The sequence below is a fragment of the Microbacterium sp. Root180 genome (assembly GCF_001428485.1).
In the GTDB taxonomy this organism is placed as follows: Bacteria; Actinomycetota; Actinomycetes; order Actinomycetales; family Microbacteriaceae; genus Microbacterium.
In genome coordinates this window covers 270,439-293,443 of the sequence record NZ_LMHS01000003.1, presented here as the reverse complement: position 1 = coordinate 293,443, position 23,005 = coordinate 270,439, and the positions used below count along the sequence as shown (strand labels likewise).

The window sequence follows — 23,005 nt, the reverse complement described above, 5'->3', positions numbered from 1 at the left end:
CTGGTCGGCACGATGGACGACCCCCCCAGTTGCAGACGATCGCCCCACCGACCCGCCTCCCGTTCCATCGGGGGTGATGCGTGATGGATTACGTCATGCTGGGCGTGGGGCTCCTGCTCACGGTCGGGACCGGCCTGTTCGTCGCGAGCGAGTTCGCGCTGGTCAACCTCGACCGCGCCGATCTCGAGGCCCGCCGAGAGGCCGGCGAAACCCGCCTCTCGCTGACCATCAGCGCACTGCGGATCACCTCGACCCATCTCTCCAGCGCGCAGCTGGGCATCACGCTGACCACGCTTCTCACCGGCTACACGATGGAGCCGGCGATCTCGAACCTGCTGCGCCCCGTCTTCACCGCGTGGGGTCTGCCTGAGGGGCTCGTGAGCCCGCTCGCGGTCATCATCGCCGTCTCGGTCGCCACGATCTTCTCGATGATCATCGGCGAGCTGGTTCCGAAGAACTTCGCGCTGGCCATCCCGCGAGAGACGGCCAAGCTCGTCATGCCCTTCCAGGTGGCGTTCACCACGGTGTTCCGCCCCGCGATCGTCGTGCTCAACGGCAGCGCCAACGGCGTGCTCCGGGCGGTGGGAATCGAGCCCAAGGAGGAGCTGTCGGGCGCCCGCACGGCCGAGGAGCTCTCCAGCCTCGTGCGCCGCTCCGCGAGCGCCGGCGTGCTGGAGGAGGACACCGCGTCGCTCCTGGACCGCAGCCTGACCTTCGCCCGCCTCAGCGCGGCGGACGTCATGACGCCGCGCCCCAGCATCCACGCGGTCTCCGCCGACGACTCGGCCGAGGATGTCATCCAGCTCGCCCGCCGCACCGGGCACAGCCGCTTCCCCGTCTACGACGACTCGATGGACGACATCACCGGCATCGTGCACCTGAAGGCCGCCGTCGGCGTGCCTCGCGACCGCCGTACGGACGTGCCGGCGGGCGCCCTGGCGACCGAGCCGCTGCGCATCCCCGAGGCCGTGCACCTGGACGTGCTCGTGTCGGAGCTGCGAGCGCGCGGATACCAGATGGCGGTCGTCGTCGACGAGTACGGCGGCACGGCCGGCGTCGTCACCCTCGAGGACCTCGTCGAGGAGATCGTCGGCGAGGTGCTGGACGAGCACGATCGCCGACGGGCCGGCATCGTCCGGGCGGAGGGCTCCATCCTGTTCCCCGGCGAGCTCCGCCCCGACGAGGTGCTCGATCGCACCGGCATCCGCATTCCCGAAGGCGACGTGTACGACACGGTCGGCGGGTTCATCATGAGCGTCCTCGAGCGCATCCCCGTCGTGGGCGACCGCATCGAGACCGAGGACGGCGCGATCGAAGTGCAGCGCATGGACGGCCGACGGGTCGACCGCGTGCGCTTCACCCCCACGCCCATGCCGCACGACGCGGCGGCGATGGAAGGGGGTGAATCGCGATGAACGATTGGGCCGGACTCGCCTGGCTCGTGGTGCTCCTCATCGCGAATGCCTTCTTCGTCGGCGCGGAGTTCGCCGTCATCTCGGCCCGCCGCTCGCAGATCGAGCCGCTGGCCGAGAAGGGATCGCGTTCCGCCAAGACCGCGCTGTACGCGATGGAGCACGCGACCCTGATGCTCGCGACGAGCCAGCTGGGCATCACGATCTGCTCGCTGCTGATCCTGAACGTGTCCGAGCCGGCGATCCACCACCTGCTCGCGGAGCCGCTCGCGCTCACGGGCCTGTCGGAGGGCGCCGTCGACACGATCGCCTTCGTCATCGCCCTGCTGCTCGTCTCGTACCTGCACGTCGTGTTCGGCGAAATGGTGCCGAAGAACCTCGCGTTCTCGATTCCCGACCGCGCCGTGCTGATGCTCGCGACGCCGCTCGTGTGGGTGTCGAAGGTCTTCCATCCGGTGATCGTCACGCTGAACTGGATCGCGAACCACATCGTGCGCCTGTTCCGCGTGGAGCCGAAGGACGAGGCCGCATCGACCTTCACGCTCGAGGAGGTCGCCACGATCGTGAACCAGTCGCGGATCGAGGGCGTCCTCGACGACCTCGCCGGCACGGTGGCCGCGGCGGTCGAGTTCACCGACAAGAAGGCGGCCGAGATCGCCGTGCCGCTGGCCGACCTGGTGACGCTGCCCGAGACGACGACGCCCCACGAGATCGAGCGCGCCGTCTCGAAGCACGGGTTCTCGCGCTACGTGATCGTGGACGACACGCGCACGCCCGTGGGCTACGTGCACCTGAAGGACATCCTGCAGGCCGCTGAGGGGCCGGATGCCGCCACCGATGTCGCCCGTCCGATCCCGGCCAAGCGCATCCACCACATGGTGCCGGTCCTCGAGACCACCGATCTGGAGGACGCGCTGGCGGTCATGCGCCGCGCGGGGCGTCACCTCGCCCAGGTGCGCAACGCCGAGGGCGAGACCACCGCGGTGCTGTTCCTGGAGGACATCATCGAGGAGCTCATCGGAGAGGTGCAGGACGCGACGCGTCGCGGCCTCGGCCGCTGAGCCCGGGTCGGTCGGGTCGGCCGGGTTTGGGGCGGGGCTGGCCGGGTTTGGGGTGGGGCCGGCCGGGTTTGGGGCGGCATCCATCCGTTGGGGCGCACGATGTGCGCCCCAACGGATGATGTGCGCCCCAAACCCCTGGATGCCGCCGGGGCTTGCCCGCGCCGCCGCGGCGCGATCGCGGCGCGCCCGCGCGATCGCGGCGCATAACTCCTGCACTTTCCAGGTTGGGCGGCGCCCGTGGTGCGGAATCACGGAGTGCCCGCGCATCGGACGGGCGAGAGTGCAGGAGTTATGCGCCGAGGCGTGCCCGCGCCGCCGGCCACGCGTCAGCGCCGGGCGCGGGCGTACTGCTTCGGCCAGTAGTCGATGTCGGCGCCGAGCTCGTCGGCTGCGCGCAGACCGTAGTGCGGGTCGCGCAGCCACTCGCGCCCGGCCATGATCGCGTCGGCCTCGCCGGCGGCGAGGATCCGCTCGGCGTGCGCGGCGTCGTCGATCATGCCGACGGCGCTCACCGGCACGCCCGCCTCACGGCGGACCCGAGCCGCGAGGTCGACCTGATAGCCGGGACCGGTCGTGATCCGCTGGTGCGCGACGAGGCCGCCGCTGGAGATGTCGAAGAAGTCGGCACCGCGCTCGGCCGACCAGCGCGCGACGACGGCGGTCTGGTCGGCGTCCCACCCGCCGTCGGCCCAGTCGGTGGCGGAGAACCGCACGAGCAGCGGGATGCCGGGAGCGGCATCCGTCACTTCATCGATCACGCGCAGGAGCAGGCGCGCACGATTCTCGAGCGAGCCGCCGTATTCGTCCTCGCGCAGGTTGGACAGCGGGGAGAGGAACTGGTGGATCAGGTAGCCGTGGGCGGCGTGGATCTCGAGCACCTCGAACCCGGCGGCGACGGCGCGGCGGGCCGCGGAGCCGAAGTCGGCGACGACGCGGTCGATACCGGCGACCTCGAGCGCGGCGGGCTCCGCGAACCCGTCGAACGCGACGGCCGACGGGGCGACCGTGTTCCAGCCGCCGTCGGCCGCGACGACCGTGCCGCGGCGTCCGGAGAACGGCGACCACGTGGAGGCCTTGCGTCCGGCGTGCGCCAGCTGCACGGCGGCGACGGCCCCGCGCGAGCGGATGGCGGACACGATCGGCTCCCACGCGTCGCGCTGCGCGTCGGTCCACAGTCCGGTGTCGTCCGGGGAGATCCGGCCCTCCGGCGAGACCGCGGTCGCCTCGGCGATCACGAGCCCGGCACCGCCCGAGGCGAACTGCGCGAGGTGCGTGTGGTGCCACTCCTGCGGCACCCCCTCCACGGCGCTGTACTGGCACATCGGCGAGACCCACAGCCGATTTCGCAACGTCAGGTCGCGCAGCGACAGGGGCGTGAAGAGGGTGCTCATTCGGGGGAGTCTCCGCGGGTAGGGTGGCGCCATGATCCGGTCATGGACGGCGACGGACGCCGGACGCGTCCTGCGAAGGCCAACGGCCTCCGACGACAAGTATTCCCGTGGCGTGCTCGGCATCCGCACCGGGTCCGACGCCTACCCGGGCGCGGCGGTCCTCGGCGTCGAGGCGGCCTGGCGCACCGGGGTGGGCATGGTGCGCTACCTCGGCCCGGAGCGCCCGACGTCGCTCGTGCTGTCGCGCCGCCCGGAGACGGTCGCGGCCGAAGGGCGCGTGCAGGCGTGGGTGATCGGCTCGGGAACGGATGCCGCCACCCGCACGTCGACCGAGACGGAGGTCTTGCGCGGCATCCTGCACGACACCGACCCGGTGATCGTCGACGCCGGCGCCCTCGATCTCGCGACGGACGCCACGGCGCCGCGGATCCTCACCCCGCATGAGCGCGAGCATGCACGGCTGCGCTCGGCGCTGGGCCTCGGGCACGCGGGAGCCGACCGCGCGGCCTCGGCGCGCGAAACGGCCGAGGCCATCGGGGCGGTGCTGCTCCTCAAGGGCTCGTCCACGATCGTGGCGTCGCCCGACGGCTCCGTCATCGAGGTGTCGGCGGGCACGCCCTGGCTCGCGACGGCGGGCACCGGCGACGTGCTCGCCGGCGTGATCGGCGCGCTCGTCGCCGCGTTCGCGGGGGAGCGGTCGACGGATGCCGCGTCCCTCGCCGCGCTCGCCGCGTCCGGCGCCTGGCTGCACGGGCATGCCGGACGTCTCGCGTCGGCCGCATGCGGCGGCGGGCCCGTGACCGCGCTCGACGTCGCGCAGTCGCTGCCCCGTGCCGTCGCCGAAGCGCTCGACGCGGTCTGACGCGGCGTCGGGTCGGGAGCGCTGCGCGACGCCGACGCGCTCGACGCGGTCTGACGCGGCGCCGGGTCGGGAGCGCGGCGCGAAATAGGATTGCCGGGTGTCGAGGCGAGCGTGGCTGTGGATCGGGTTCGCCGTGGTGCACGTCGCCGTGGCGGCCCTCGGCTTCATCGAGCCGAACGCGCCGATGGGCGACGTCACCCTCGTCTACCGGCCGTGGGTGACCGCGGCGGTCGAGAGCGGCTGGATCATGGGGATCTCGCAGGAGTGGATCTATCCGCAGCTGGCGATCGTTCCTCTGGTGCTCGCGCGCGGTCTGGCGTGGATCGCCGGCTACGAGGTCGCCTGGGCGATCCTGGTGACGGCGCTGAACGCCCTCGCGTTCGCGCTGCTCGTGGGGCGCGGGCGATCGCAGGGCCGCACGATCGCGGCGGCCTTCTGGCTTCTGTTCATCCTGCTCCTCGGCCCGGTCGGCATGTACCGGCTCGATGCCGTGACGGTGCCGCTCGCGCTCGCCGGCGTGCTCTGGCTCGTCGGTCGCCCGCTCCTCGCGTCGATGCTGCTGGCGGTCGCGACCTGGATGAAGGTGTGGCCCGCCGCTCTTCTCGCCGCCGCCGTGATCGCCGTGCGTCGGCGGCTCGTCGTCCTCGCCGGCGCCGTCATCGTCTCCGGTCTCACCCTCGTGGCGATCGTTGCCGCGGGCGGGGGAGTGTTCGCCTTCGGATTCGTCGCCGGGCAGACCGGTCGCGGGCTCCAGCTCGAGGCGCCCGTGACCGCGTGGTATCTCTGGCAGGCAGTGGCCGGCGTCGAGGGGGCGTCGATCTACTACGACTCCGACATCCTCACCTTCCAGGTCACCGGTTCGAACGTCGATGCCGTGATCGCGGCGATGACACCGCTGCTGCTGCTCGCAGTGCTCGCGGTCGCGGCGCTCGGAGCCGTGCAGGCGTGGCGTGGCGCGAGATTCGCGGCGCTGTTCCCGCCGCTCGCGCTCGCCCTCGTGCTCGCCTTCATCGTGTTCAACAAGGTCGGCTCGCCCCAGTTCCTCACCTGGATCGTCACGCCGATCGCGATCGGGCTCGTGCTGGATCGCCGGCGCTGGTGGGGCGCGGCGATCGCCGGACTCGCTGCGGCGCTGCTGACGCAGCTGGTGTATCCCCTCCTCTACGACCGCCTGATCGTCGCGGACGGAATCGCCGCCGCCGTCCTGACCCTGCGCAATCTCCTGCTGATCGCGCTGCTGGTGTGGGCGGTGGTGGGTGTCGTGCGGGCTCCGCGCCGCGCGCTCTCCCGCCTCGCATCCTGAAATCCATCGACCCCTCGGAGGTTCCCATGCTCGTCGCCTTCTCCGTCGCTCCCAGCGGCACCGGACACGCGGACGGCTCCGTGCACGACGCCGTGGCCGCGGCGGTCCGCGTCGTCCGCGACAGCGGCCTTCCTCATCGCACCACCTCGATGTTCACCGAGATCGAGGGGGAGTGGGACGAGGTCTTCGACGTCGTCAGACGCGCCACCGAGGCCGTCCAGCCGTTCGGCTCGAGGGTCTCGCTCGTGCTCAAGGCCGACATCCGGCCCGGCTGGACGGGCGAGCTCGAGGGCAAGGTCGAGCGTCTCGAGGCTGCCATCGAGGAGCAGCGCGACGTGTGAGCGACGCGCTGCGGCATCAGTGTCGAATCGATTCGACAGGATGCCGCTCCCGCGGCTAGCATGACCGGGTGACCTCCTCGAATCTGACGAGGGGTGCGGCGACGTGGGCGCTCCTCTCCCTCGCCGTCGGCAGCTTCGGCATCGGCATGACCGAGTTCGTCGTCATGGGCCTGCTGCCGAACATCGCCGAGGATCTCCTCCCCGCCCAGTGGGCGTCGAACCCTGCGGATGCCGTCGCGCAGGCGGGGTGGCTCATCACCCTCTACGCGCTCGGCGTCGTCGTCGGCGCGCCGACCATCGCGGGCAGCGTGGCGAAGTACCCGCGCCACCGCGTCATGATCGGACTCGCCCTCGTGCTCGCGGCGTTCAATGCGCTCACGTTCCTGCTCCCGACGTTCGAGCTGGTCGCGGCATCCCGATTCCTCGCGGGCCTGCCCCACGGCGCCTTCTTCGGCATCGGCGCGCTCGTCGCCGCGGACGTGCTCGGCCCCGGCAATCGGGCCAAGGGCGTCGCGTTCGTGCTCACCGGGCTCACCGTGGCCAATGTGGTAGGCGTGCCGCTCGGCACCTTCCTCGGGCAGCAGGTGGGCTGGCGTGCGGCGTTCATGGTCGTCGCGGGGATCTTCGCCCTGGCCACCCTCCTCATCGCGCTGTTCGTGCCCGCCCATGAGGGCGAGCCCGGTCGCACGCTCCGTCAGGAGCTGAAGGTCTTCCGCGTCGGGCAGGTCTGGCTCGCGCTCGGCGTGGGGGCGATCGGCTTCGGCGGGTTCTTCGCGGTCTACAGCTACGTCGCATCGGTCGTCACCGAGGTCACCGGGTCACCGGAGTGGGTCGTGCCGCTCATCCTCGTAGTGATGGGCCTCGGCATGACGATCGGAAACCTCGTCGGCGGCCATCTCGCCGACGTCGACCTCAAGCGCACGCTGATCGGCGGACTGATCGCGCTCACCGTCGTGCTCGCTCTGTTCGCACTGACGGCGCAGTGGATCTGGGCGGTCGGGCTGTTCGCCTTCGCGACGGGATTCGTCTCGTCGGCGCTGAGCCCGACGATCCAGTCCCGCCTGCTGGACGTCGCCGGCGACAACCAGTCGATCGCCGCCGCGCTCAACCACTCGGCGCTCAACATCGGCAACAGCGTCGGCGCGTTCCTCGGCGGCGTGGTGATCGCCGCGGGCTGGGGCTACGTCGCCCCCGCGTGGGTCGGGGTGCTGCTCGCGCTCGGCGGCCTCGCCCTCGCCGTGTTCAGCCTGGCCCTCGAGCGACGGCGGGCGCTCGTCGCGGCCTGAGGCGGGCCGTGACGCACGGCGTCGGTCGGAGCCCCGGCGCCGCGCACGGCCACGCCGGGGCCGCGCAGCGCTCGGCGGCCGCGCACAACTCCGGCAATCCGCTTCGTGCGCCGACGTAGATCCGCGGATTCCCGGCGATGCGCGGCCACGACAGCCCCGTTCTTCCGGAGTTGTGCACGGGCAGCGGGGCCGAAGACCTTCCGCCTCGACTTGGCCCGGCCTCGACACGGCTGGGCGCGGCTGGGCCCGGCACGGCTGGGCTCGGCCTCGGCATGGCTCGGCACGGCGTGCACAACTCCGGCAATCCGCTTCGTGCGCCGACGTAGATCCCCGGATTCCCGGCGATGCGCGGCCACGACAGCCCCGTTCTTCCGGAGTTGTGCACGGGCAGCGGGCAGAAGGCCTTCCGCCTAGAGTGGGTCGCGTGTCGGAGCAGACCCCCGCAGACCGCGCGCTGCGCGCCGTCGCGGACTCGATCGACCAGGCGCGGGCCCGCACGCCGCACGACGGCGCCGATCCCGACATCCCGGTCGCGGCGACCGTGGTGCTCCTGCGCGATGCGCCCGCCGGCCCGGAAGTGCTGCTCATCGAGCGTCCCGACCGCGGCTCGTTCGCGGGGGCGTGGGTCTTCCCCGGCGGCAAGCTCGAACCGGCCGACCTCGCCGAGTCCGAGGAGGAGTCGGCTCGCCGAGCGGGCGTGCGCGAGACCGCCGAGGAGACGGGGCTCATGCTCGATCCCGCCGACCTCGTGACGCTGTCGTGCTGGGATCCGCCGCCGGGCATCGCGCTGCGCATCCGCACCTGGTTCTTCGTCGCCGTCGCGCCGTCCGGCGCCCTGCGGCTGCAGCCCGCCGAGGCCGTCGCGGCGGAGTGGGCGCGGCCGGCCGAACTCCTCGCCCGCCACAGCCGCGGCGAGCTCACCCTCTACCCCCCGACGTGGGTCACCCTCCACGGGCTGACGGGGCATCCGCGTGCCGAGTCCGTGCGGCCCGCGGCCCGAATGGCAGGCGTCGAGCGCTTCGAGACCGTCGCCCGGCGGGGAGCCGAAGGACCGATCCTGCTGTGGCGCGGCGACGCCGAATACGAAGCGGATGCCGGGGACGCGGCATCCGGATCCCGTCACCGGCTCGAGATCGGCGCACTCCCGTGGCGGTACGCGCGGGACGCGTGAGCTAGGACTCCAGGAGCCGGCGCACGTGCGCGCCGACGAGGTGCGTCTCGATGAGGAAGCCGTCGTGACCGAAGTCGCTCGTGAGCACAACGGCGCTGTCGCCGTCGAGGGTGCTCCGGATGCCGCGCGCGATGCGGTGCTGGCCTTCGATGGGGAACAGCCGGTCGGTGTCGATGCCGAGCACGAGGGCGCGAGCCGTGACACGCGCGAGGGCGTCGTCGATGCCGCCGCGGTCGCGTCCGACGTCGTGGGAGTTCATCGCCTCGACGAGGGTGATGTAGCTGTTCGCGTCGAAGCGGCGGGTGAACTTGTTGCCGTGGAAGTCGAGATACGACTCGACGGCGAAGCGTCCGCCGTGGCCGAGCGGGCTCACGCCGGACTGCCACGAGCGCTGGAACCTCTGATTCAGCTCGGTCGGAGACCGGTAGTTCAGCAGCGCCATCCGCCGGGCGAGGGCGAGGCCGCGCGTGGGCCCGTCGCCGTCGGCGGCGTCGTAGTACTCGCCCGACTGGAAGCGCGGATCGATGCGGATCGCCTCGATCTGCACGGAGTTGAGCGCGATCTGGTCGGCCGTGTTGATGGGCGGGGCGGACAGGATGCCGACCCGCTCGACGCGGTCGGGGAGCCCGACGGCCCACTCGAGGGCGTGCATCCCGCCCATGGAGCCGCCCACGACGGCTGCCCACACGTCGATGCCGAGGGCGTCGGCGAGCCGCACCTGCGCAGCGACCTGATCGCGGATCGTCAGATAGGGGAACCGCGACGCCCACTCGTACCCGTCGGGCGCGATGCTCGCGGCACCGGTGGAACCCTGGCAGCCCCCGAGCATGTTCGGTGCCACGACGAACCAGCGATCGGTGTCGATGGGGGCCCCTGGCCCCACGATGTCGTCCCACCACCCGGTGGTCGGATGCCCCGGACCGGCCGGTCCGCGCACGTGGCTGTCGCCGGTCAGCGCGTGGAGCACCAGCACCGCGTTGTCGCGTGCGGCGTTGAGCTCACCCCAGGACTCGAACGCGAGCCGGTACGCCGGCAGCTCTCGGCCGCCCTCGGTGCGGAACGACCCGAACGCCGCGAACTGCCGCTCGCCGACGGGGTCGCCGTCCCGCCATGCTCCGGTCGCGGGCGGGCGCCCGAGGAGAGAGCGGGCGTCCGCCTCCGTCACCGGTGCCGAGGGCACGGTGTCTTCGGAGGTCTGCCAGTCCATTCGCCCATTCTCTCCGGTGCCGACGGGGGCGGTCCGACTGTTACGCGTCGAGAACGGAGGAGAACCCGCGGGTTCGACCCCGGACCCGAGCCTTCGGCCGGCGATTCTCCTCCGTTTTCGACGCGCCGGGCGGCCGCGCGAGGTTCGGCCGACACCGCGCTGCGGCGCGGGGTTCGCGCCGGGCGGCCGCGCGAGGTTCGGCCGACACCGCGCTGCGGCGCGGGGTTCGCGCGGGGCGGCCGCGCGGGGTTCGGCCGACACCGGGGGGCCCTACTGATACGCGTCGAGAACGGAGGAAAAAACGGCGGGTTCGACCCCGGACCCGAGCCTTCGGCCGGCGATTCTCCTCGGTTTTCGACGCGCCGGGCGGCCGCGCGGGGTACGGCCGACACCGCGCTGCGGCGCGGGGTTCGCGCGAGGCGGCCGGGCGGGGTTCGCCGACGCCGGCCGGCGGCGCGGGGTTAGGCCGACCGCGCGGCGACGGCTCAAACCCGCAACGGCGGATCAGCCGCGGAACGGCGCCGTCTCGTACGTCGCGCCGTGCTGTCCGGCCAGGGCGATCGGCCGGGCGTCCCACGTCTGCACGAAGCGGTGGTCGGTGGCCGTCCCCGCCGGGACGCGCGCATCGATCTCGGGCAGCGTGCCGAGCGTCTCGTTCGACAGCCACACCACGCGCCGCCCGATCCGGTCCCCGAGCCCGGCCATGAGGTCGGCGAACTCGCGGCGACCCTCGGCGTCGAGATACAGCAGGACGGCGCTGTGGAAGACGACGACGGTGGCATCCGCGGGTGCGGCGGCCGCGGCATCCGTCACCTTCTCGCGCAGGTCGCCGCGCTCGATGACGGGCGGATCGGCCGCGACGATCGCGGCGGCCGCGCGCAGCCGCGACACCCGGGCGTCGTGGTCGGGACCGGGCCACACGAGGGTGGTCAGCCAGTCGACGGCGTCGGGATCGCCCGCATCGATCGGGTCGAGGTCGATCCCGCGGCGCGAGACGACGTCGGGGTGATGTGCGGGGACGGATGCCTCGCCATCGACGCGGCACGACAGCGCGACGTCGCTCGGGCCGTCCAGAGGATCGACGCGGCGGATCCCGGAGGGGGTGGCGTAGTCGACGCTGTAGCGGTCGGGGAAGAGGCAGAGGCCGGCGGCCGCGCCGACCTCGAGGAGGGCGACCGGGCCCCCGAGGCGCGCGAGCGGCGGAAGCCAGGTCGCGCAGCGGTTCGCCTCGTTCGTCTGGACCGTGCGGGCGGCGCCGGTCGCGGCGATCCGGTCCCAGTGCTCGAGCAGCCAGGGGCGCACCTCGTGGTACGGGCTGAGCGGGGCACCCTCCCAGCGCGCCGCGGCGAACACGAGGTTGGGCTGCTGCTTGGCGCGGGGGAGCGCGGCGAGCCGTGCAAGCATCTCCGGATCCTGTGAGATGCCCAGTGCCCAGTCCTCGTACAGGGGCGACGTGCCGCGCGCCCACCGGCGTCCGAAGTCGTCGTAAGTGGTGGCGATCTGCTCGCGCTGATCGGTGCCCATGGGGTCACCCTACGAGCTCGGCGGGGCGGTGTCGCCGGGCCGGTCTAGCATGCGTGGCATGGACGTCATCGAGTACCTCATGAGCGGCGACCCCTCGATCCGCTGGCAGGTGATGCGCGACCTCACCGACGCCGCGCCCGACGAGGTGGCGGCCGAGCGGGCGAAGGTCGCGACCGAGGGGTGGGGTGCCCGCATGCTCGCCGAGCAGGCCGACGACGGCCGGTGGGACGGCGGCACGTACCGCCCGGGCTGGGTCGACGAGTCGCGCCCGTTCTACGACGCGTGGACGGCGACGCACTTCTCCCTTCAGTCGCTCACGGAGTTCGGCATCGACCCCGCTGCGCCCGAGGTCGAGCGCGCCGTGCGCCTGGTGCGCGACAACGTGCGCTGGGAGTACAACGGCGAGCTCTACTTCGAGGGCGAGGCCGAACCGTGCATCAACGGCATCGCGCTCACCTCGGGTGCGTACTTCGGGCAGGATGCCGGTCGCATCGCCGACACGATCCTCGCCACTCAGCACGCCGACGGGGGCTGGAACTGCTGGGAAGAGGATGCCGCGACGCCGGGCTCGTTCCACTCGACGATCTGCGCGATCGAGGGGCTGTGGGCATGGGAGCAGGCATCCGGCGGCAGCGACGCGGTGCGCGACGCGCGGCGCCGGGGAGAGGAGTACCTGCTGGAGCGGCGACTGTTCCGCCGCAAGACCGACGGCGCGATCGTCGATCCGCGATTCACCATGACCTCCGTTCCCGGGCGCTGGTTCTACGACGTGCTGCGGGCGCTCGACTACTTCCGGCTCGCGCGCCCGGAGCGCGACCCGCGCTGCGCCGAGGCGGTCGAGCTCATCCGCGCCAAGCGGCTCGACAACGGGCTCTTCCCGTTCGAGAACCACCACGAGGGGCCGACGCTCTTCTCGCTCGACGGCGAGCACGACGGGTTCCCGAGCCGTTGGGTCACCCTGCGCGCCCTTCGGGTCCTGCGGTGGTGGGACGCCGCCTGACCCGCCTGACACGGCTGACCCGGCTACGCGTGCACCGGACACCACGACGCACAAACAGCGGATGCCTCGACCGGTCGAGTCGAGGCATCCGCTGTCGTGAAACCGAGGTCAGGCGCGAGCGGCCTCCGACACGCGCCGTGCGGCGGCAAGCGCCTGCTCGAGGTCGGCCTTCAGGTCGTCGATGTTCTCGAGACCCAGCGACAGGCGCACCAGGCCCGGCGTGACGCCGGTGGTGAGCTGCTGTTCGGGCGTGAGCTGCGAGTGCGTGGTCGACGCCGGGTGGATGACGAGCGAGCGCACGTCGCCGATGTTGGCGAGGTGGCTGAAGAGGGTGAGCGAGTTGACGAACTCGCGCCCGGCCTCGACTCCGCCCTTGAGCTCGAACGACAGCACCGCACCGACGCCCTTGGGGGCGTACTTGTTGGCCGCGGCGTACCAGGGCGACGTCGGGAGCCCCGAGTAGTTCACCGAGGCGACGTCCTCGTGGTTCTCGAGCCATTCGGCCGTGTCCTGCGCGTTCTGGACGTGACGCTCGACGCGCAGCGACAGCGTCTCGATGCCCTGGATGAGCAGCCAGGCGCTGTTCGGCGAGATCGCGGCGCCCAGGTCGCGCAGCAGCTGCACGCGGGCCTTGATGATGTACGCGAGACCGTCGCCGACCGCCGCCGTGTACGACGCGCCGTGGTACGACGGGTCGGGCTCGGTGAGGCCCGGGAACTTGTCGACGTTCTTCGACCACTCGAAGGTGCCGCCGTCGACGATGACGCCGCCGATGGTGGTGCCGTGGCCGCCGAGGAACTTCGTCGCCGAGTGGATGACGATGTCGGCGCCGTGCTCGAACGGCTTGATCAGGTACGGCGTCGCGATGGTGTTGTCGACGATCAGCGGGATGCCGCTCTCATGGGCGACATCGGCGATCGACCGGATGTCGAGCACGTTGATCTTCGGGTTGCCGATCGTCTCGGCGAAGAAGAGCTTGGTGTTCGGGCGCACCGCGGCGCGCCACTCGGCGGGGTCGTCCTGGTTCTCGACGAACGTGGTCTCGATGCCGAGCTTGGCGAGCGTGTACTTGAAGAGGTTGTAGGTGCCGCCGTAGATCGAGCTCGACGACACGATGTGGTCGCCCGCCTCGGCGATGTTGAGGATCGCGAAGGTCGACGCGGCCTGGCCGCTCGCGACGAGAAGGGCACCGGTGCCGCCCTCGAGCGCGGCGAGGCGCTCCTCGACCACGGCCTGCGTGGGGTTCTGGATACGCGTGTAGATGTTGCCGAACTCGGCCAGCGCGAAGAGGTTCGCGGCGTGGTCGGCGTTGTCGAACACGTAGGAGGTGGTCTGGTAGATCGGGGTCGCACGAGCCTTCGTCACCGGATCGGGCTGAGCGCCGGAGTGGATCTGCTTGGTCTCGAAGCGCCAGTTCTCGGGTGCGGACATCGTGTGCTCCTGCGGGTTCGGGTGGTCGAGGGCGGAATGTCCCGACCGGATCGACAGTACGGATGCCGCGCCGTGTCAACAACGAGGCGGAAATGTGACGTAACGTCCGGCGTCGGCGCGCCGGGCGCCGCGTGGGTAGCGTGGAGGCATGACGATCAGACGTGCAGTGGTGACCGGGGCGAGCTCGGGAATCGGGGAGGCGACCGCGCGGGCGCTGCGCACCCGCGGGTGGGAGGTCGTGGCCGTGGCCCGTCGCGCCGACCGGCTGGCGGAGCTCGAAGCCGAGACCGGTGCGGTGGCCTTCGCGGCCGATCTGACCTCCGACGCCGACGTCGAGGCGCTCGCCGCGTTCCTCGAGGACCTGGGGCCGGTGCACTCGCTCGTGCACGTGGCCGGCGGTGCGCGCGGCGCCGACCGCGTCGAGGACGGCCGAGTCGCCGACTGGCAGTGGATGTTCGACGTCAACGTGCTCTCGGCGCAGCGCCTGGTGGCCGCGCTGCTCCCGCAGCTGCGACGCGCGGCCGCGCAGGACGGGCACGCCGACACGCTCTTCGTGACCTCGACCGCGGCGCAGACCGCGTACGCCGGCGGCTCCGGCTACAACGCTGCGAAAGCCGCGGAGGCGATGATCGCCCACGCGCTGCGCCTCGAGCTCAACGGCGAACCCATCCGCGTCATCGAGATCGCGCCGGGCATGGTCCACACCGACGAGTTCACCGCCAACCGCCTCGGCGGCGACACCGCCGCCGCGGAGCGCGTGTACGCCGGAGTCGAGGCTCCGCTCACCGCCGAGGACGTCGCCGACGTGATCGCGTACGCGCTCGAGGCGCCCGGACACGTCAACCTCGACCTCGTGACCATGCGCCCGGTGGCCCAGTCCGCACAGCACCTGCTCGCCCGGGGACCGCTGCGTCCCCGCATCGACGGGGTGCCGCACGCATGAATCCGACGTCGATCACCTATCCGGCGGGAGCCGTGACCTCCACGGGAACGGTCGTGCACGTCGCCGAGGCCGGCGACGGTCGCACGGCGATCGTGCTGGACTCGACGGCCTTCCACCCGGTGGACACGGCGTGGCCAGACCAGCCCGCAGACCGGGGGACGCTGCGTTCGGGCGGTCGCGTGTTCGAGGTCGTGGACGCCGTCGTGGGAGCCACCGACGGCGGTGATCTCCACCTCGGACCCGACGTGCCCGTGCGCACCGGCACCGAGGGCTGGACCTTCGTGGTCGCTCACGTCGTCGACGGCGCCGGTCCGGACGAGGGAGCGGATGTCGAGGTCCACGTCGACGCGGAGCACCGCGCCGCACTCTCAGCCGGTCATACGGCCTGCCACCTCGCCTCGCTCGCCCTCGACGCCGCTCTCGCCGACGCCTGGCGCAAGGACGTTCCGGCGGACGCGCTCGGCGCCCCGGCGTTCGACTCCCTGGCGATCTCGGAATCGCGCATCCTCCCCGACGCCTCCCGCGACGTGTATCGCATCGGCAAGTCGCTGCGTCGCAAGGGATTCGACCCGGCCGCTCTCGACGACCTCGCGAGCCTCGCTCAGCGCGTGAACGGTCGCCTCGCCGAATGGATCGCCGCCGGCGGATCCGTCCACATCGAGGCGGACGGCCCGGCGCTCGCCGACCGGCGCACCTGGGTGTGCGAGCTTCCCGGCGCCGAGGCCCGCATCCCCTGCGGTGGCACGCACGTCGCCTCGCTCGCGGAGCTCGTCGCGGTGACGGTGGCGTTCGAGCTGACGGCGGTCGAGGGCGGCCTCGAGCTCGTGATGACCACCACCGCGACGCCTTCCTGACCGGGCGGCGGCAGCATCCTGCCGTGGCCGCAACTCCGGAGATCTGTCGTTCGGAGGATGCCGGGGGCTGAGGGCTTCCGTCGTACGGGCGATCTCCGCAGAGCGGGCGGCCGCCGGGGTGGAGGGCTCTCGCGCTAGACGACCTGAGCCCCGGCCTCTGCCGCTTCCTCGGGGAGGGTGTCGGCGAAGGCCACCTTGGGGACGAAGAACAGGAGCACGGCGGCCAGGAATCCGCCGGCGGCGCAGATCGACCACACGGCCATGTAACCACCGAGCGAGGCGGCGGTCTCGCTTGCGACCACGCCCGCGCCCGCGGCCAGGACGACACCGAACACGGCCGAGGCGAACGCGCCGCCGATCGTCTTCGTCGTGTTGGTGAGCGCCGCGGCGATGCCGGTCTGGCCGTGCGGTGCCGCCGCGGCGGCTGCGGCCGGGAGCGCGCCGACGAGCGCGCCCGATCCGAGACCCGCGATGGAGAGGTTGAGCAGCACCTGCCACAGCTCGACGTGGAACGGGATGAACAGGGCGTAGCCGATGCCGACGAGTGCGGAGGCCACGATGAGGATCGCTCGGGGGTTGGCGCGGCGGGAGGTCACCGCGAACAGGATCGCGCCGACGATCAGCGAGACGAGGTAGATGCCGATCACGTACGAGCGTGCTTCGGCGTCGAGGCCGAGACCGTAGCCGAGTGAGGAGTCGGTGCCCGCGTATGTCGAGAGCGGACCCTGCGCACCCAGCAGGCTGATGCCGACGAGGAACGCCGTCGCCTGGACCGGCCACATCTCCGGACGCCGCAGCACGCGCATGTCGATCGCGGGGTCGGGCTGACGCAGCTCGAAGAACACGAGGATCACGAAGGCGACGATCCCGAGCGCGAGCAGCAGCCACACCGGGGCGAAGCCGGCGCCGTTGAGCCGCAGGAACGTGAGCGCACTCGTCACCAGCAGCAGCCCGATCGCCAGGATGACGAATCCCCACGTGTCCAGTCGCCGTCCGCGCACCGGCTCGGACTCGGGCACGGCCAGCCAGATCACGAAGCAGACCAGCGTCACCGCGATCGCCGGGACCATGAGCGTCAGCGTGAGATCCTGCGTGGCGGTGAAGATGCGCCCGGCGGCGAGGGCGCCGATGATCGCGCCGGCCTGAAGGCCCACCACGAGCAGCCCGGCCGCGCGGCGCGTCATCGAGACGCCGCGGTTCTGACGCCGACCGCGCTCGAAGATCAGCGCGATCTCGAGCGGAAGCCACACGACGTAGAAGCCCTGCAGCGCCCACGCGGCCAGGAAGCTCCAGAAGTCGCCCGCGAACACCAGCCACCAGCTGGCGCCCGCCGTGAGGATCGCCGCGATCAGCAGGATGCGCTTGTGGCCGTACATGTCGCCGAGCTTGGCGAGCACGGGCACGACGAGCGCCGAGAGCAGCAGCTGCGCCGCCTCGAACCAGTTCACGTCGGAGTCGTGGATGCCGAGCTGATCGACGATGTCGCTGAACAGCGGCACGTAGTAGCCCTGCAGCACACCGCTGGTCACCTCGACCAGGACGAACCACCCGATGAGGCCGGCGGTGATGCCGAGGGCGGAGCCGCGCAGGCGGTCGACGGCGGACGAGGGGCGGGTCACGAGCCCGAGAATACCCCCACGCCCGGTCGCCGCTGCAGATTCCGACGACCGCGCCGTCGCGCGACGCAGCGTGCGTCGGAGACTGCCGCGCGTGCCCCGTGGAAGCCCGTCGGTTCGCCCTAGTCTGAGTGCGTGCGCGAGACGATCGACCCGCCCTCACACGGAGCCGCCGCATGGCGATGACGCTGTCCGAGCTCGCCGCGGCGGGCCTGGTCGACCCGGAGTGGGCGGCCGCCCTCGAACCGGTCGCGCCCGACATCGCGACGCTCGGCGAGCGGCTGCGCGCCGAGGTCGCCGCCGGTCGCTCCTACCTCCCGGCGGGTGATCGGGTGCTCCGGGCGTTCCAGCGCCCGCTGTCCGACGTGCGGGTGCTCATCGTCGGACAGGATCCGTACCCGACCCCGGGGCATCCGATCGGTCTGTCGTTCGCGGTGGACCCGCATGTGCGCCCGCTGCCGCGCAGCCTCTCGAACATCTACCAGGAGCTCGAGGCCGATCTCGGGGTGCCGCGTGCCGCCCACGGCGACCTCTCGGCCTGGAGCGATCAGGGCGTGATGCTTCTCAACCGCGTGCTGACGGTCACCCCAGGGCAGCCCGGGTCTCACCGCGGCTGGGGGTGGGAGCGGGTCACCGAGCACGCGATCCGCACCCTCGCGGACCGCGGCGGACCGCTCGTCGCGATCCTCTGGGGGAAGGATGCCGCGAACCTGCGTCCGCTCCTCGGTTCGACGCCGATCATCGAGTCCCCGCATCCGTCGCCGCTGTCGGCCCATCGCGGGTTCTTCGGGTCCCGGCCGTTCTCCCGGGCGAACGCCCTGCTCGCGGAGCGGGGCGCCCCTCCCGTCCAGTGGGCCCTCCCCGCCCGAGCGTAGGCTTGCAGCATGCTTGAGGAGGAATACGATCGCGACCGCCGGCGGCTGCCGCGGCACCTGCGTCGCCTCCCCGAGCCGGAGCGCCCGTTCTCCTATGAGATCCGGCCCGTCGCCGACGGCGACATCCCCGACATCCGCGAGATCTACAACTACTACGTGACCAACTCCGTCGTGACGTTCGACGAGAAGAAGTGGTCGCTGGCCAAGTGGCGCGAGAAGCGCGAGTTCCTGCGCAAGCTCGACCTGCCCTTCCTCGTGGCCGAGTCGCCCACCGGGCAGATTCTCGGGTACGCCCTCGTGCAGCCGATGTCGAGCAAGTCCGCCTACCGCTACTCGGTCGAGAACTCGATCTACCTGGGGCAGGCGGCCACCGGGAAGGGCCTCGGCCATGCCCTGCTCGTCGCGCTCATCGCGGCGTCCGAGCAGCACGGCATCCGCCAGATGGTGGCGATCATCAGCGACAAGGGCGCCGAGGGCTCGGTCGCGCTGCACGAGAAGCTCGGCTTCGTCGAGGTCGGGCGCATGGGTCGAGTCGGGTTCAAGTTCGGCCGGTGGCTCGGCACGATCTACATGCAGAAGGAGCTCAAGCCCGTGAAGAAGCCGAAGAAGGGCCTGTTCGGCCGCTGACCGGCGTCACCCGTTCGCGGAGCGACTCCACACGCGCACCGCGTCGACGAGGTCGCGCCAGGCTCCGACCACCGCATCGTCCGGCAGTTCCGCCTCGCGCTCGTCCTGCTCGCCGCAGCGTGCGCGGATCCACCACGTGAATCGGTCGGCCCCGACGGGGGGCGGGCCGTCGGAACCATCGACGCGGACCGCAGCGGACACGTCGGCGGGAGCATCCCACGGGCACTGCGCGATGAGATCGATCCAGACGGATGCCTCGTCGCCGGCCGGTTCGGCGTGCCAGCGCTTGGTGAGTCCGGCGAAGCCCCCGGTGCGGGTCACGGCCACCTCGACAGGGGGTGCAGGTGCGGCGGCCGGCGCCGTGTCAGCCTCGCTGCTCAGTGGCTCGCTCATCGTCGATCACGCCGACGCCGACCCATCCGGCTCGCACGGCGGACACCTCCTCCGACTCCTCACCGTACTCCGCCGCCGCGGCGGCCAGGGTGGCGCGGGCGAAGGCCGTGAAGTCGGCCGACGACGACAGCGTGCCGGTCGTGATCGTGCGATACCAGATGAGGCCGGCGCGCTCCCAGGCCTTGCCGCCCAGCGCCATGGCCGCGAGGTAGAACGCGTGATTCGGGATGCCGGAATTGATGTGCACGCCGCCGTTGTCGTCGCGCGTCACGACGTAGTCGCGCATATGCGCGGGCTGCGGATCGCGGCCGAGCACGTCGTCGTCGTACGCGGTGCCCGGGGCCGCGAGCGAGCGCAGTGCCGCGCCCTGGACCGCATCGGTGAAGATGCCCTCGCCGATGAGCCACGACGCCTGGTCGGCGGTCTGCCCGAGCGCGTGCTGCTCGGCCAGCGCCCCGAACACGTCGGCGATCGACTCGTTCAGGGCGCCGGACTGGCCGCGGTACAGCAGGCCGCCCTCGTCTTCGATCACCCCGTGGGCGAGCTCGTGCGCGATGACGGTCAGCGACCCGGTGAAGCCGGTGAACACCTCCCCGTCGCCGTCGCCGAACACCATGCGCTCGCCGTTCCAGAACGCGTTGTCGTAGTCCTGCCCGTAGTGGACGGTCGCCCGCAGAGCCCCGCCGGCGCCGTCGAGGCTGTTGCGGCCCCAGGCGTCCCACAGGAAGTCGAACGTCGCGCCCAGCCCGTCGAACGCCTCGTCGGCGGCGGCATCGCCGGTCGCGGGATCGTCTTCGCCGCGCACCCTCACCCCGGGCAGCTCCTCGCGCTCCTGCGCGTCGGAGATCTCGCGGTAGGGCGCGGGGGTCGTCTCGGCCACGAGCGCGCCGTCGTTGTCGATCGACAGGCGCAGCCGCGACCGTACTGGGCGGTAGTCCCGCGGCGCGGCGAGCGTCGACCTGGCCGCCTCGGCAGCGCGCGCCCACGTGGGCTCCTGCGCGGCGGCGATGCGGGCGAGCAGGTACGGGGGGACGATCGCGTGGGCCATGGTCCGAGGCTAGCGTCGGCCTCCGACGACCGGCCGGGTCGGATCAGGGCGTGCCGGGGTCGATCACGGGGATCGAGGCGAGCAGTCGCCGCGTGTAGACGACCTGCGGCTGGAGGAGCACCTTCTCGGTGGGGCCCTCCTCCACGATGCGGCCGTCCTTCATCACGACCACCTCGTCGCACAGGTTCTGCACGACGCCGATGTCGTGCGAGACCATCAGGAGCGTGAGTCCGTCGCGGGTGCGCAGCTCGCCCAGCAGCGCGAGGATCTGCGCCCGCACGGTGACGTCGAGCGCCGACAGCGGCTCGTCCCCGACCAGCAGCCGCGGACGGTGCACGATGGCCCGGGCGAGCGCGATGCGCTGACGCTGGCCGCCCGAGAACTCGTGCGGGAAGCGGTTCGCCATCGCGGCCTCGAGGCCGACGTCCGCGAGCACCTCGCGCACCCGCGCGCGCCGGTCGCCCTCGATGCCGAGCGCCCACAGGGGCTCTCCGACGATCCGGCCGATGCTCATGCGCGGGTCGAGCGACGCGTACGGGTCCTGGAACACGATGCCGGTCTGCCGGCGGAGCCAATGGAGCGATCGGGCGCCCGCCGTCGCATCGACGATCTGCCCGTCGAACTGGACCGTGCCGTCGGTGGGGGTGTCCAGGCCCAGCAGCAGCCGCACGAGTGTCGACTTGCCCGAGCCCGATTCGCCGATGATGCCCACGGCGGAGCCCTCGGCGATATCGACATCGGCGTCCTCGAGTCCGGTCGTGAAGAGCCGCGGACCGAACATGGTGGCCTTCGGCGCGGGGTAGCGGCGGGTCAGTCCGCGCGCTCGCACGAGGCTCATGCCAGGCTCCCTCGATCGCCCGGTCGCCAGAGCGTCGCGGTGGCGTCGCGCAGGAGCCCCTGCGTGACGGCTGAGGCCGGAGCGGTGAGAAGAGTCGAGATCGGGGCATCCTCGACGACCCTGCCGTCCTCGAGCACGACCCCGTGCGTCGCGATCTGCGAGAGCACGGCGAGGTCGTGGGTGATGAACACGAGGGACATCCCGTCGTCGCGCACGAGCGAGAGCAGCAGGTCGAGGATCTCGGCCTGGATCGTCACATCCAGCGCCGTCGTCGGCTCGTCGGCGATCAGCAGGCGCGGGCGGCACGCGAGGGCCATGGCGATCGCGACGCGCTGACGCTGACCGCCGGACAGCTGATGCGGATACCTCGACACGATCCGCTCGGGCTCCGGCAGAGCGACGCGCGCAGCCTCCGCGACGGCGCGGGCCGCGGCATCCTTCTTCGACGCCCCCTCGTGGATGCGGATCGACTCCGCGATCTGCCGTCCGACGGTGCGGATCGGGTTGAGCGCGGTGCGCGGCTCCTGGAACACGATGCCGATCTCGTCGCCGCGCAGCTCCGCCAGTTCGCGGTCGCTCAGACCGATCAGCTCGCGACCGTTCCAGCGGATGCTGCCGCTCGCCGTCGCCCCGTCGGGGAGCAGTCCGAGCACGGCGAGTGCGGTGAGCGACTTGCCCGAGCCCGACTCTCCGATGAGTCCGACGCGCGCGCCGTCCGGCACGGAGAACGACACCCCGTCGACGACCCGCCGACCCTGGATCTCGACGGTGAGGCCCTCCACCTCGAGCGTCATGAGACCACCTCCGGCATGTGGGTGCGGGCGACCCGGCCGGCGCCGCGGGCATGGCTGAGGGTGGGGTCGGTGGCCTCGCGGAGTCCGTCGCCGAGCAGGTTGAGCCCGAGGACCGTGACGGTGATCGCCAGGCCCGGCCACACCACCGACAGCGGGTGCACGGTGATGAACTGCTGCAGTTCGGCCAGGAGGAGTCCCCAGGACGGCTCGGTGACGGGGGCGCCGAAGCCGAGGTAGGACAGGCCCGCCTCGGCCAGTACCGCCACGGCCATCGCCCACGACAGCTGCACGATGAACACCGGCGCGACGTTGGGCATCAGGTGGCGCACGAGGTTCTGCGACGGCGTGAGGCCGGAGGCGCGACCGGCGAGCACGAAGTCGCTGTGCAGCACGCGGCGCAGCTCCGGCCTGGTCACGCGGGCGATGTTCACGCCGAACCCGATGCCGACCGACAGGATCACGACCCACAGCGATCCGCCCCACACCGCCGCGATCATCATCGCGATGATCAGCACCGGGAACGCGATGAGGATGTCGACGAACACCGCCACCGACTCGCGGATCCAGCGGGCGGTGAGCGCGCCCAGCGAGGCCAGCGCGACGCCCACGAGCGTGGCGATGACCCCGGCGCCGACGGCGACCCACACCGTCGTGCGTGCGCCGGCCATGATGAGGCTCAGGATGTCGCGCCCCGTCGCGTCGGTGCCGAGCAGGTGCGGCCAGACCGGCGGCAGCCAGCGGGCGGAGATGTCGACCTGCTGCGGATCGAACGGCGTCCAGAACCGGGAGACGATCGCCGTGGCGACGACCGCGATCACCACGATGAGCCCGAACCGGCCGGTCGACAGTCGCCACAGGCGCCCGAGCCACGCCCACCGCGACGGCGGGGCGTCGGATGCGGCATCCGCTCGGCCGTTCGTGTCCCGATTCTTGCCCTTTGTGTCCCGATTCCGGTCGGTTGCGGGGCCGTCTTCCGGCGGAAAGTGGGACATGCCTTCAGAGCCGGATGCCGAATCCGCTCGGTCTTC

At 71.9% G+C, this 23,005-nt stretch carries 22 protein-coding genes; 12 read left to right on the top strand and 10 right to left on the bottom strand.

Annotation, left to right across the window (positions count from 1 at the left end):
* Nucleotides 1–83 precede the first annotated feature (83 nt).
* Together ASD93_RS08850 and ASD93_RS08845 are read left to right on the top strand one after the other, a co-directional pair.
* Complete coding sequence (locus ASD93_RS08850) at nt 84–1,415, top strand: hemolysin family protein (protein ID WP_056121459.1); 1,332 nt, start codon at nt 84–86, stop codon at nt 1,413–1,415.
* The gene (locus tag ASD93_RS08845) at nt 1,412–2,473 is read left to right on the top strand and encodes a hemolysin family protein (RefSeq protein WP_056121457.1); all 1,062 of its coding nucleotides are present in this window, start codon (nt 1,412–1,414) and stop codon (nt 2,471–2,473) included. Before ASD93_RS08850 ends, ASD93_RS08845 begins: the two co-directional genes overlap by 4 nt.
* A gap of 326 nt (nt 2,474–2,799) precedes the next feature.
* On the opposite strand, the gene ASD93_RS08840 is transcribed toward ASD93_RS08845, so the two are convergent.
* Nucleotides 2,800–3,864, bottom strand: a complete 1,065-nt coding sequence (locus ASD93_RS08840) for an NADH:flavin oxidoreductase/NADH oxidase (RefSeq protein ID WP_056121456.1) — start codon at nt 3,862–3,864, stop codon at nt 2,800–2,802.
* Between the two features lie 31 nt (nt 3,865–3,895).
* Between ASD93_RS08840 and ASD93_RS08835 the strand changes: the two genes are divergently transcribed.
* The 5 genes from ASD93_RS08835 to ASD93_RS08815 all read left to right on the top strand — a co-directional run bounded on the left by ASD93_RS08835 (nt 3,896) and on the right by ASD93_RS08815 (nt 8,827).
* Nucleotides 3,896–4,726 carry an NAD(P)H-hydrate dehydratase gene (locus ASD93_RS08835; protein ID WP_056121454.1) on the top strand — a complete coding sequence of 277 codons (831 nt, stop codon included), beginning with the start codon at nt 3,896–3,898 and terminating at the stop codon, nt 4,724–4,726.
* Nucleotides 4,727–4,823: 97 nt separating this feature from the next.
* Nucleotides 4,824–6,029, top strand: coding sequence for a DUF2029 domain-containing protein (locus ASD93_RS08830; RefSeq protein WP_056121452.1), 1,206 nt, complete (start codon nt 4,824–4,826; stop codon nt 6,027–6,029).
* A gap of 26 nt (nt 6,030–6,055) precedes the next feature.
* A complete protein-coding gene (locus ASD93_RS08825) occupies nt 6,056–6,370 on the top strand; it encodes an MTH1187 family thiamine-binding protein (protein ID WP_056121450.1) in 315 nt (104 codons plus the stop codon).
* Between the two features lie 68 nt (nt 6,371–6,438).
* Nucleotides 6,439–7,656, top strand: coding sequence for an MFS transporter (locus tag ASD93_RS08820; protein ID WP_268777954.1), 1,218 nt, complete (start codon nt 6,439–6,441; stop codon nt 7,654–7,656).
* A gap of 424 nt (nt 7,657–8,080) precedes the next feature.
* Nucleotides 8,081–8,827 (top strand): NUDIX hydrolase, encoded by a 747-nt coding sequence (locus ASD93_RS08815; RefSeq protein ID WP_056121448.1) that lies wholly within the window; start codon nt 8,081–8,083, stop codon nt 8,825–8,827.
* A gap of 1 nt (nt 8,828) precedes the next feature.
* Here ASD93_RS08815 and metX read toward each other — a convergent pair whose 3' ends face one another.
* Both metX and ASD93_RS08805 read right to left on the bottom strand, forming a co-directional pair.
* Nucleotides 8,829–10,034, bottom strand: a complete 1,206-nt coding sequence (metX, locus tag ASD93_RS08810) for a homoserine O-acetyltransferase MetX (RefSeq protein ID WP_056121447.1) — start codon at nt 10,032–10,034, stop codon at nt 8,829–8,831.
* Between the two features lie 504 nt (nt 10,035–10,538).
* Entirely contained in the window at nt 10,539–11,558 is a 1,020-nt protein-coding gene (locus ASD93_RS08805) for a DUF2332 domain-containing protein (RefSeq protein WP_056121441.1), read from the bottom strand.
* 58 nt (nt 11,559–11,616) lie between these two features.
* On the opposite strand from ASD93_RS08805, the gene ASD93_RS08800 reads away from it, so the two are divergent.
* Entirely contained in the window at nt 11,617–12,558 is a 942-nt protein-coding gene (locus tag ASD93_RS08800) for a hypothetical protein (protein WP_056121439.1), read from the top strand.
* Between the two features lie 108 nt (nt 12,559–12,666).
* On the opposite strand, the gene ASD93_RS08795 is transcribed toward ASD93_RS08800, so the two are convergent.
* Entirely contained in the window at nt 12,667–13,989 is a 1,323-nt protein-coding gene (locus tag ASD93_RS08795; protein ID WP_056121437.1) for a bifunctional o-acetylhomoserine/o-acetylserine sulfhydrylase, read from the bottom strand.
* A 148-nt stretch (nt 13,990–14,137) separates the two neighbouring features.
* Here ASD93_RS08795 and ASD93_RS08790 point away from each other — a divergent pair, with 148 nt between their 5' ends.
* Together ASD93_RS08790 and ASD93_RS08785 are read left to right on the top strand one after the other, a co-directional pair.
* A complete protein-coding gene (locus ASD93_RS08790; protein ID WP_200950653.1) occupies nt 14,138–14,932 on the top strand; it encodes an SDR family oxidoreductase in 795 nt (264 codons plus the stop codon).
* Complete coding sequence (locus ASD93_RS08785; RefSeq protein ID WP_056121435.1) at nt 14,929–15,786, top strand: hypothetical protein; 858 nt, start codon at nt 14,929–14,931, stop codon at nt 15,784–15,786. The genes ASD93_RS08790 and ASD93_RS08785 overlap by 4 nt, the downstream gene beginning before the upstream one ends.
* A gap of 134 nt (nt 15,787–15,920) precedes the next feature.
* On the opposite strand, the gene ASD93_RS08780 is transcribed toward ASD93_RS08785, so the two are convergent.
* Nucleotides 15,921–17,405, bottom strand: a complete 1,485-nt coding sequence (locus tag ASD93_RS08780; protein WP_235566920.1) for an MFS transporter — start codon at nt 17,403–17,405, stop codon at nt 15,921–15,923.
* A 173-nt stretch (nt 17,406–17,578) separates the two neighbouring features.
* Between ASD93_RS08780 and ASD93_RS08775 the strand changes: the two genes are divergently transcribed.
* Together ASD93_RS08775 and ASD93_RS08770 are read left to right on the top strand one after the other, a co-directional pair.
* Complete coding sequence (locus tag ASD93_RS08775) at nt 17,579–18,277, top strand: uracil-DNA glycosylase (protein WP_056121434.1); 699 nt, start codon at nt 17,579–17,581, stop codon at nt 18,275–18,277.
* Nucleotides 18,278–18,286: 9 nt separating this feature from the next.
* Nucleotides 18,287–18,904: a GNAT family N-acetyltransferase gene (locus ASD93_RS08770; RefSeq protein WP_056121431.1), complete on the top strand. Its 618-nt coding sequence runs from the start codon at nt 18,287–18,289 to the stop codon at nt 18,902–18,904.
* A gap of 6 nt (nt 18,905–18,910) precedes the next feature.
* On the opposite strand, the gene ASD93_RS08765 is transcribed toward ASD93_RS08770, so the two are convergent.
* The 5 genes from ASD93_RS08765 to ASD93_RS08745 are packed head-to-tail and all read right to left on the bottom strand — an operon-like array spanning nt 18,911 to nt 22,969.
* Nucleotides 18,911–19,297 carry a hypothetical protein gene (locus ASD93_RS08765; RefSeq protein ID WP_082569257.1) on the bottom strand — a complete coding sequence of 129 codons (387 nt, stop codon included), beginning with the start codon at nt 19,295–19,297 and terminating at the stop codon, nt 18,911–18,913.
* The gene (locus tag ASD93_RS08760) at nt 19,269–20,345 is read right to left on the bottom strand and encodes a M4 family metallopeptidase (RefSeq protein ID WP_056121430.1); all 1,077 of its coding nucleotides are present in this window, start codon (nt 20,343–20,345) and stop codon (nt 19,269–19,271) included. Before ASD93_RS08760 ends, ASD93_RS08765 begins: the two co-directional genes overlap by 29 nt.
* Before the next feature lie 43 nt (nt 20,346–20,388).
* On the bottom strand, nt 20,389–21,126 hold the full coding sequence (locus ASD93_RS08755) for an ABC transporter ATP-binding protein (protein WP_414843711.1): 738 nt from the start codon (nt 21,124–21,126) through the stop codon (nt 20,389–20,391).
* A 53-nt stretch (nt 21,127–21,179) separates the two neighbouring features.
* A complete protein-coding gene (locus ASD93_RS08750; protein WP_056121426.1) occupies nt 21,180–21,977 on the bottom strand; it encodes an ATP-binding cassette domain-containing protein in 798 nt (265 codons plus the stop codon).
* Complete coding sequence (locus tag ASD93_RS08745) at nt 21,974–22,969, bottom strand: ABC transporter permease (RefSeq protein WP_082569256.1); 996 nt, start codon at nt 22,967–22,969, stop codon at nt 21,974–21,976. Before ASD93_RS08745 ends, ASD93_RS08750 begins: the two co-directional genes overlap by 4 nt.
* Between the last annotated feature and the right edge of the window lie 36 nt (nt 22,970–23,005).

What these genes read in the sequence shown, in the direction of transcription:
- ASD93_RS08825 (WP_056121450.1), top strand. Translation starts at nt 6,056, where the DNA reads ATGCTCGTCGCCTTCTCCGTCGCTCCCAGCGGCACCGGACACGCGGAC.
- ASD93_RS08750 (WP_056121426.1), bottom strand. Translation starts at nt 21,977, where the DNA reads ATGACGCTCGAGGTGGAGGGCCTCACCGTCGAGATCCAGGGTCGGCGG.
- ASD93_RS08745 (WP_082569256.1), bottom strand. Translation starts at nt 22,969, where the DNA reads ATGTCCCACTTTCCGCCGGAAGACGGCCCCGCAACCGACCGGAATCGG.
- ASD93_RS08795 (WP_056121437.1), bottom strand. Translation starts at nt 13,989, where the DNA reads ATGTCCGCACCCGAGAACTGGCGCTTCGAGACCAAGCAGATCCACTCC.
- ASD93_RS08790 (WP_200950653.1), top strand. Translation starts at nt 14,138, where the DNA reads ATGACGATCAGACGTGCAGTGGTGACCGGGGCGAGCTCGGGAATCGGG.
- ASD93_RS08840 (WP_056121456.1), bottom strand. Translation starts at nt 3,864, where the DNA reads ATGAGCACCCTCTTCACGCCCCTGTCGCTGCGCGACCTGACGTTGCGA.
- metX (WP_056121447.1), bottom strand. Translation starts at nt 10,034, where the DNA reads ATGGACTGGCAGACCTCCGAAGACACCGTGCCCTCGGCACCGGTGACG.
- ASD93_RS08850 (WP_056121459.1), top strand. Translation starts at nt 84, where the DNA reads ATGGATTACGTCATGCTGGGCGTGGGGCTCCTGCTCACGGTCGGGACC.
- ASD93_RS08835 (WP_056121454.1), top strand. Translation starts at nt 3,896, where the DNA reads ATGATCCGGTCATGGACGGCGACGGACGCCGGACGCGTCCTGCGAAGG.
- ASD93_RS08785 (WP_056121435.1), top strand. Translation starts at nt 14,929, where the DNA reads ATGAATCCGACGTCGATCACCTATCCGGCGGGAGCCGTGACCTCCACG.
- ASD93_RS08805 (WP_056121441.1), bottom strand. Translation starts at nt 11,558, where the DNA reads ATGGGCACCGATCAGCGCGAGCAGATCGCCACCACTTACGACGACTTC.
- ASD93_RS08760 (WP_056121430.1), bottom strand. Translation starts at nt 20,345, where the DNA reads ATGGCCCACGCGATCGTCCCCCCGTACCTGCTCGCCCGCATCGCCGCC.
- ASD93_RS08800 (WP_056121439.1), top strand. Translation starts at nt 11,617, where the DNA reads ATGGACGTCATCGAGTACCTCATGAGCGGCGACCCCTCGATCCGCTGG.
- ASD93_RS08775 (WP_056121434.1), top strand. Translation starts at nt 17,579, where the DNA reads ATGGCGATGACGCTGTCCGAGCTCGCCGCGGCGGGCCTGGTCGACCCG.
- ASD93_RS08770 (WP_056121431.1), top strand. Translation starts at nt 18,287, where the DNA reads ATGCTTGAGGAGGAATACGATCGCGACCGCCGGCGGCTGCCGCGGCAC.
- ASD93_RS08845 (WP_056121457.1), top strand. Translation starts at nt 1,412, where the DNA reads ATGAACGATTGGGCCGGACTCGCCTGGCTCGTGGTGCTCCTCATCGCG.
- ASD93_RS08765 (WP_082569257.1), bottom strand. Translation starts at nt 19,297, where the DNA reads ATGAGCGAGCCACTGAGCAGCGAGGCTGACACGGCGCCGGCCGCCGCA.
- ASD93_RS08755 (WP_414843711.1), bottom strand. Translation starts at nt 21,126, where the DNA reads ATGTTCGGTCCGCGGCTCTTCACGACCGGACTCGAGGACGCCGATGTC.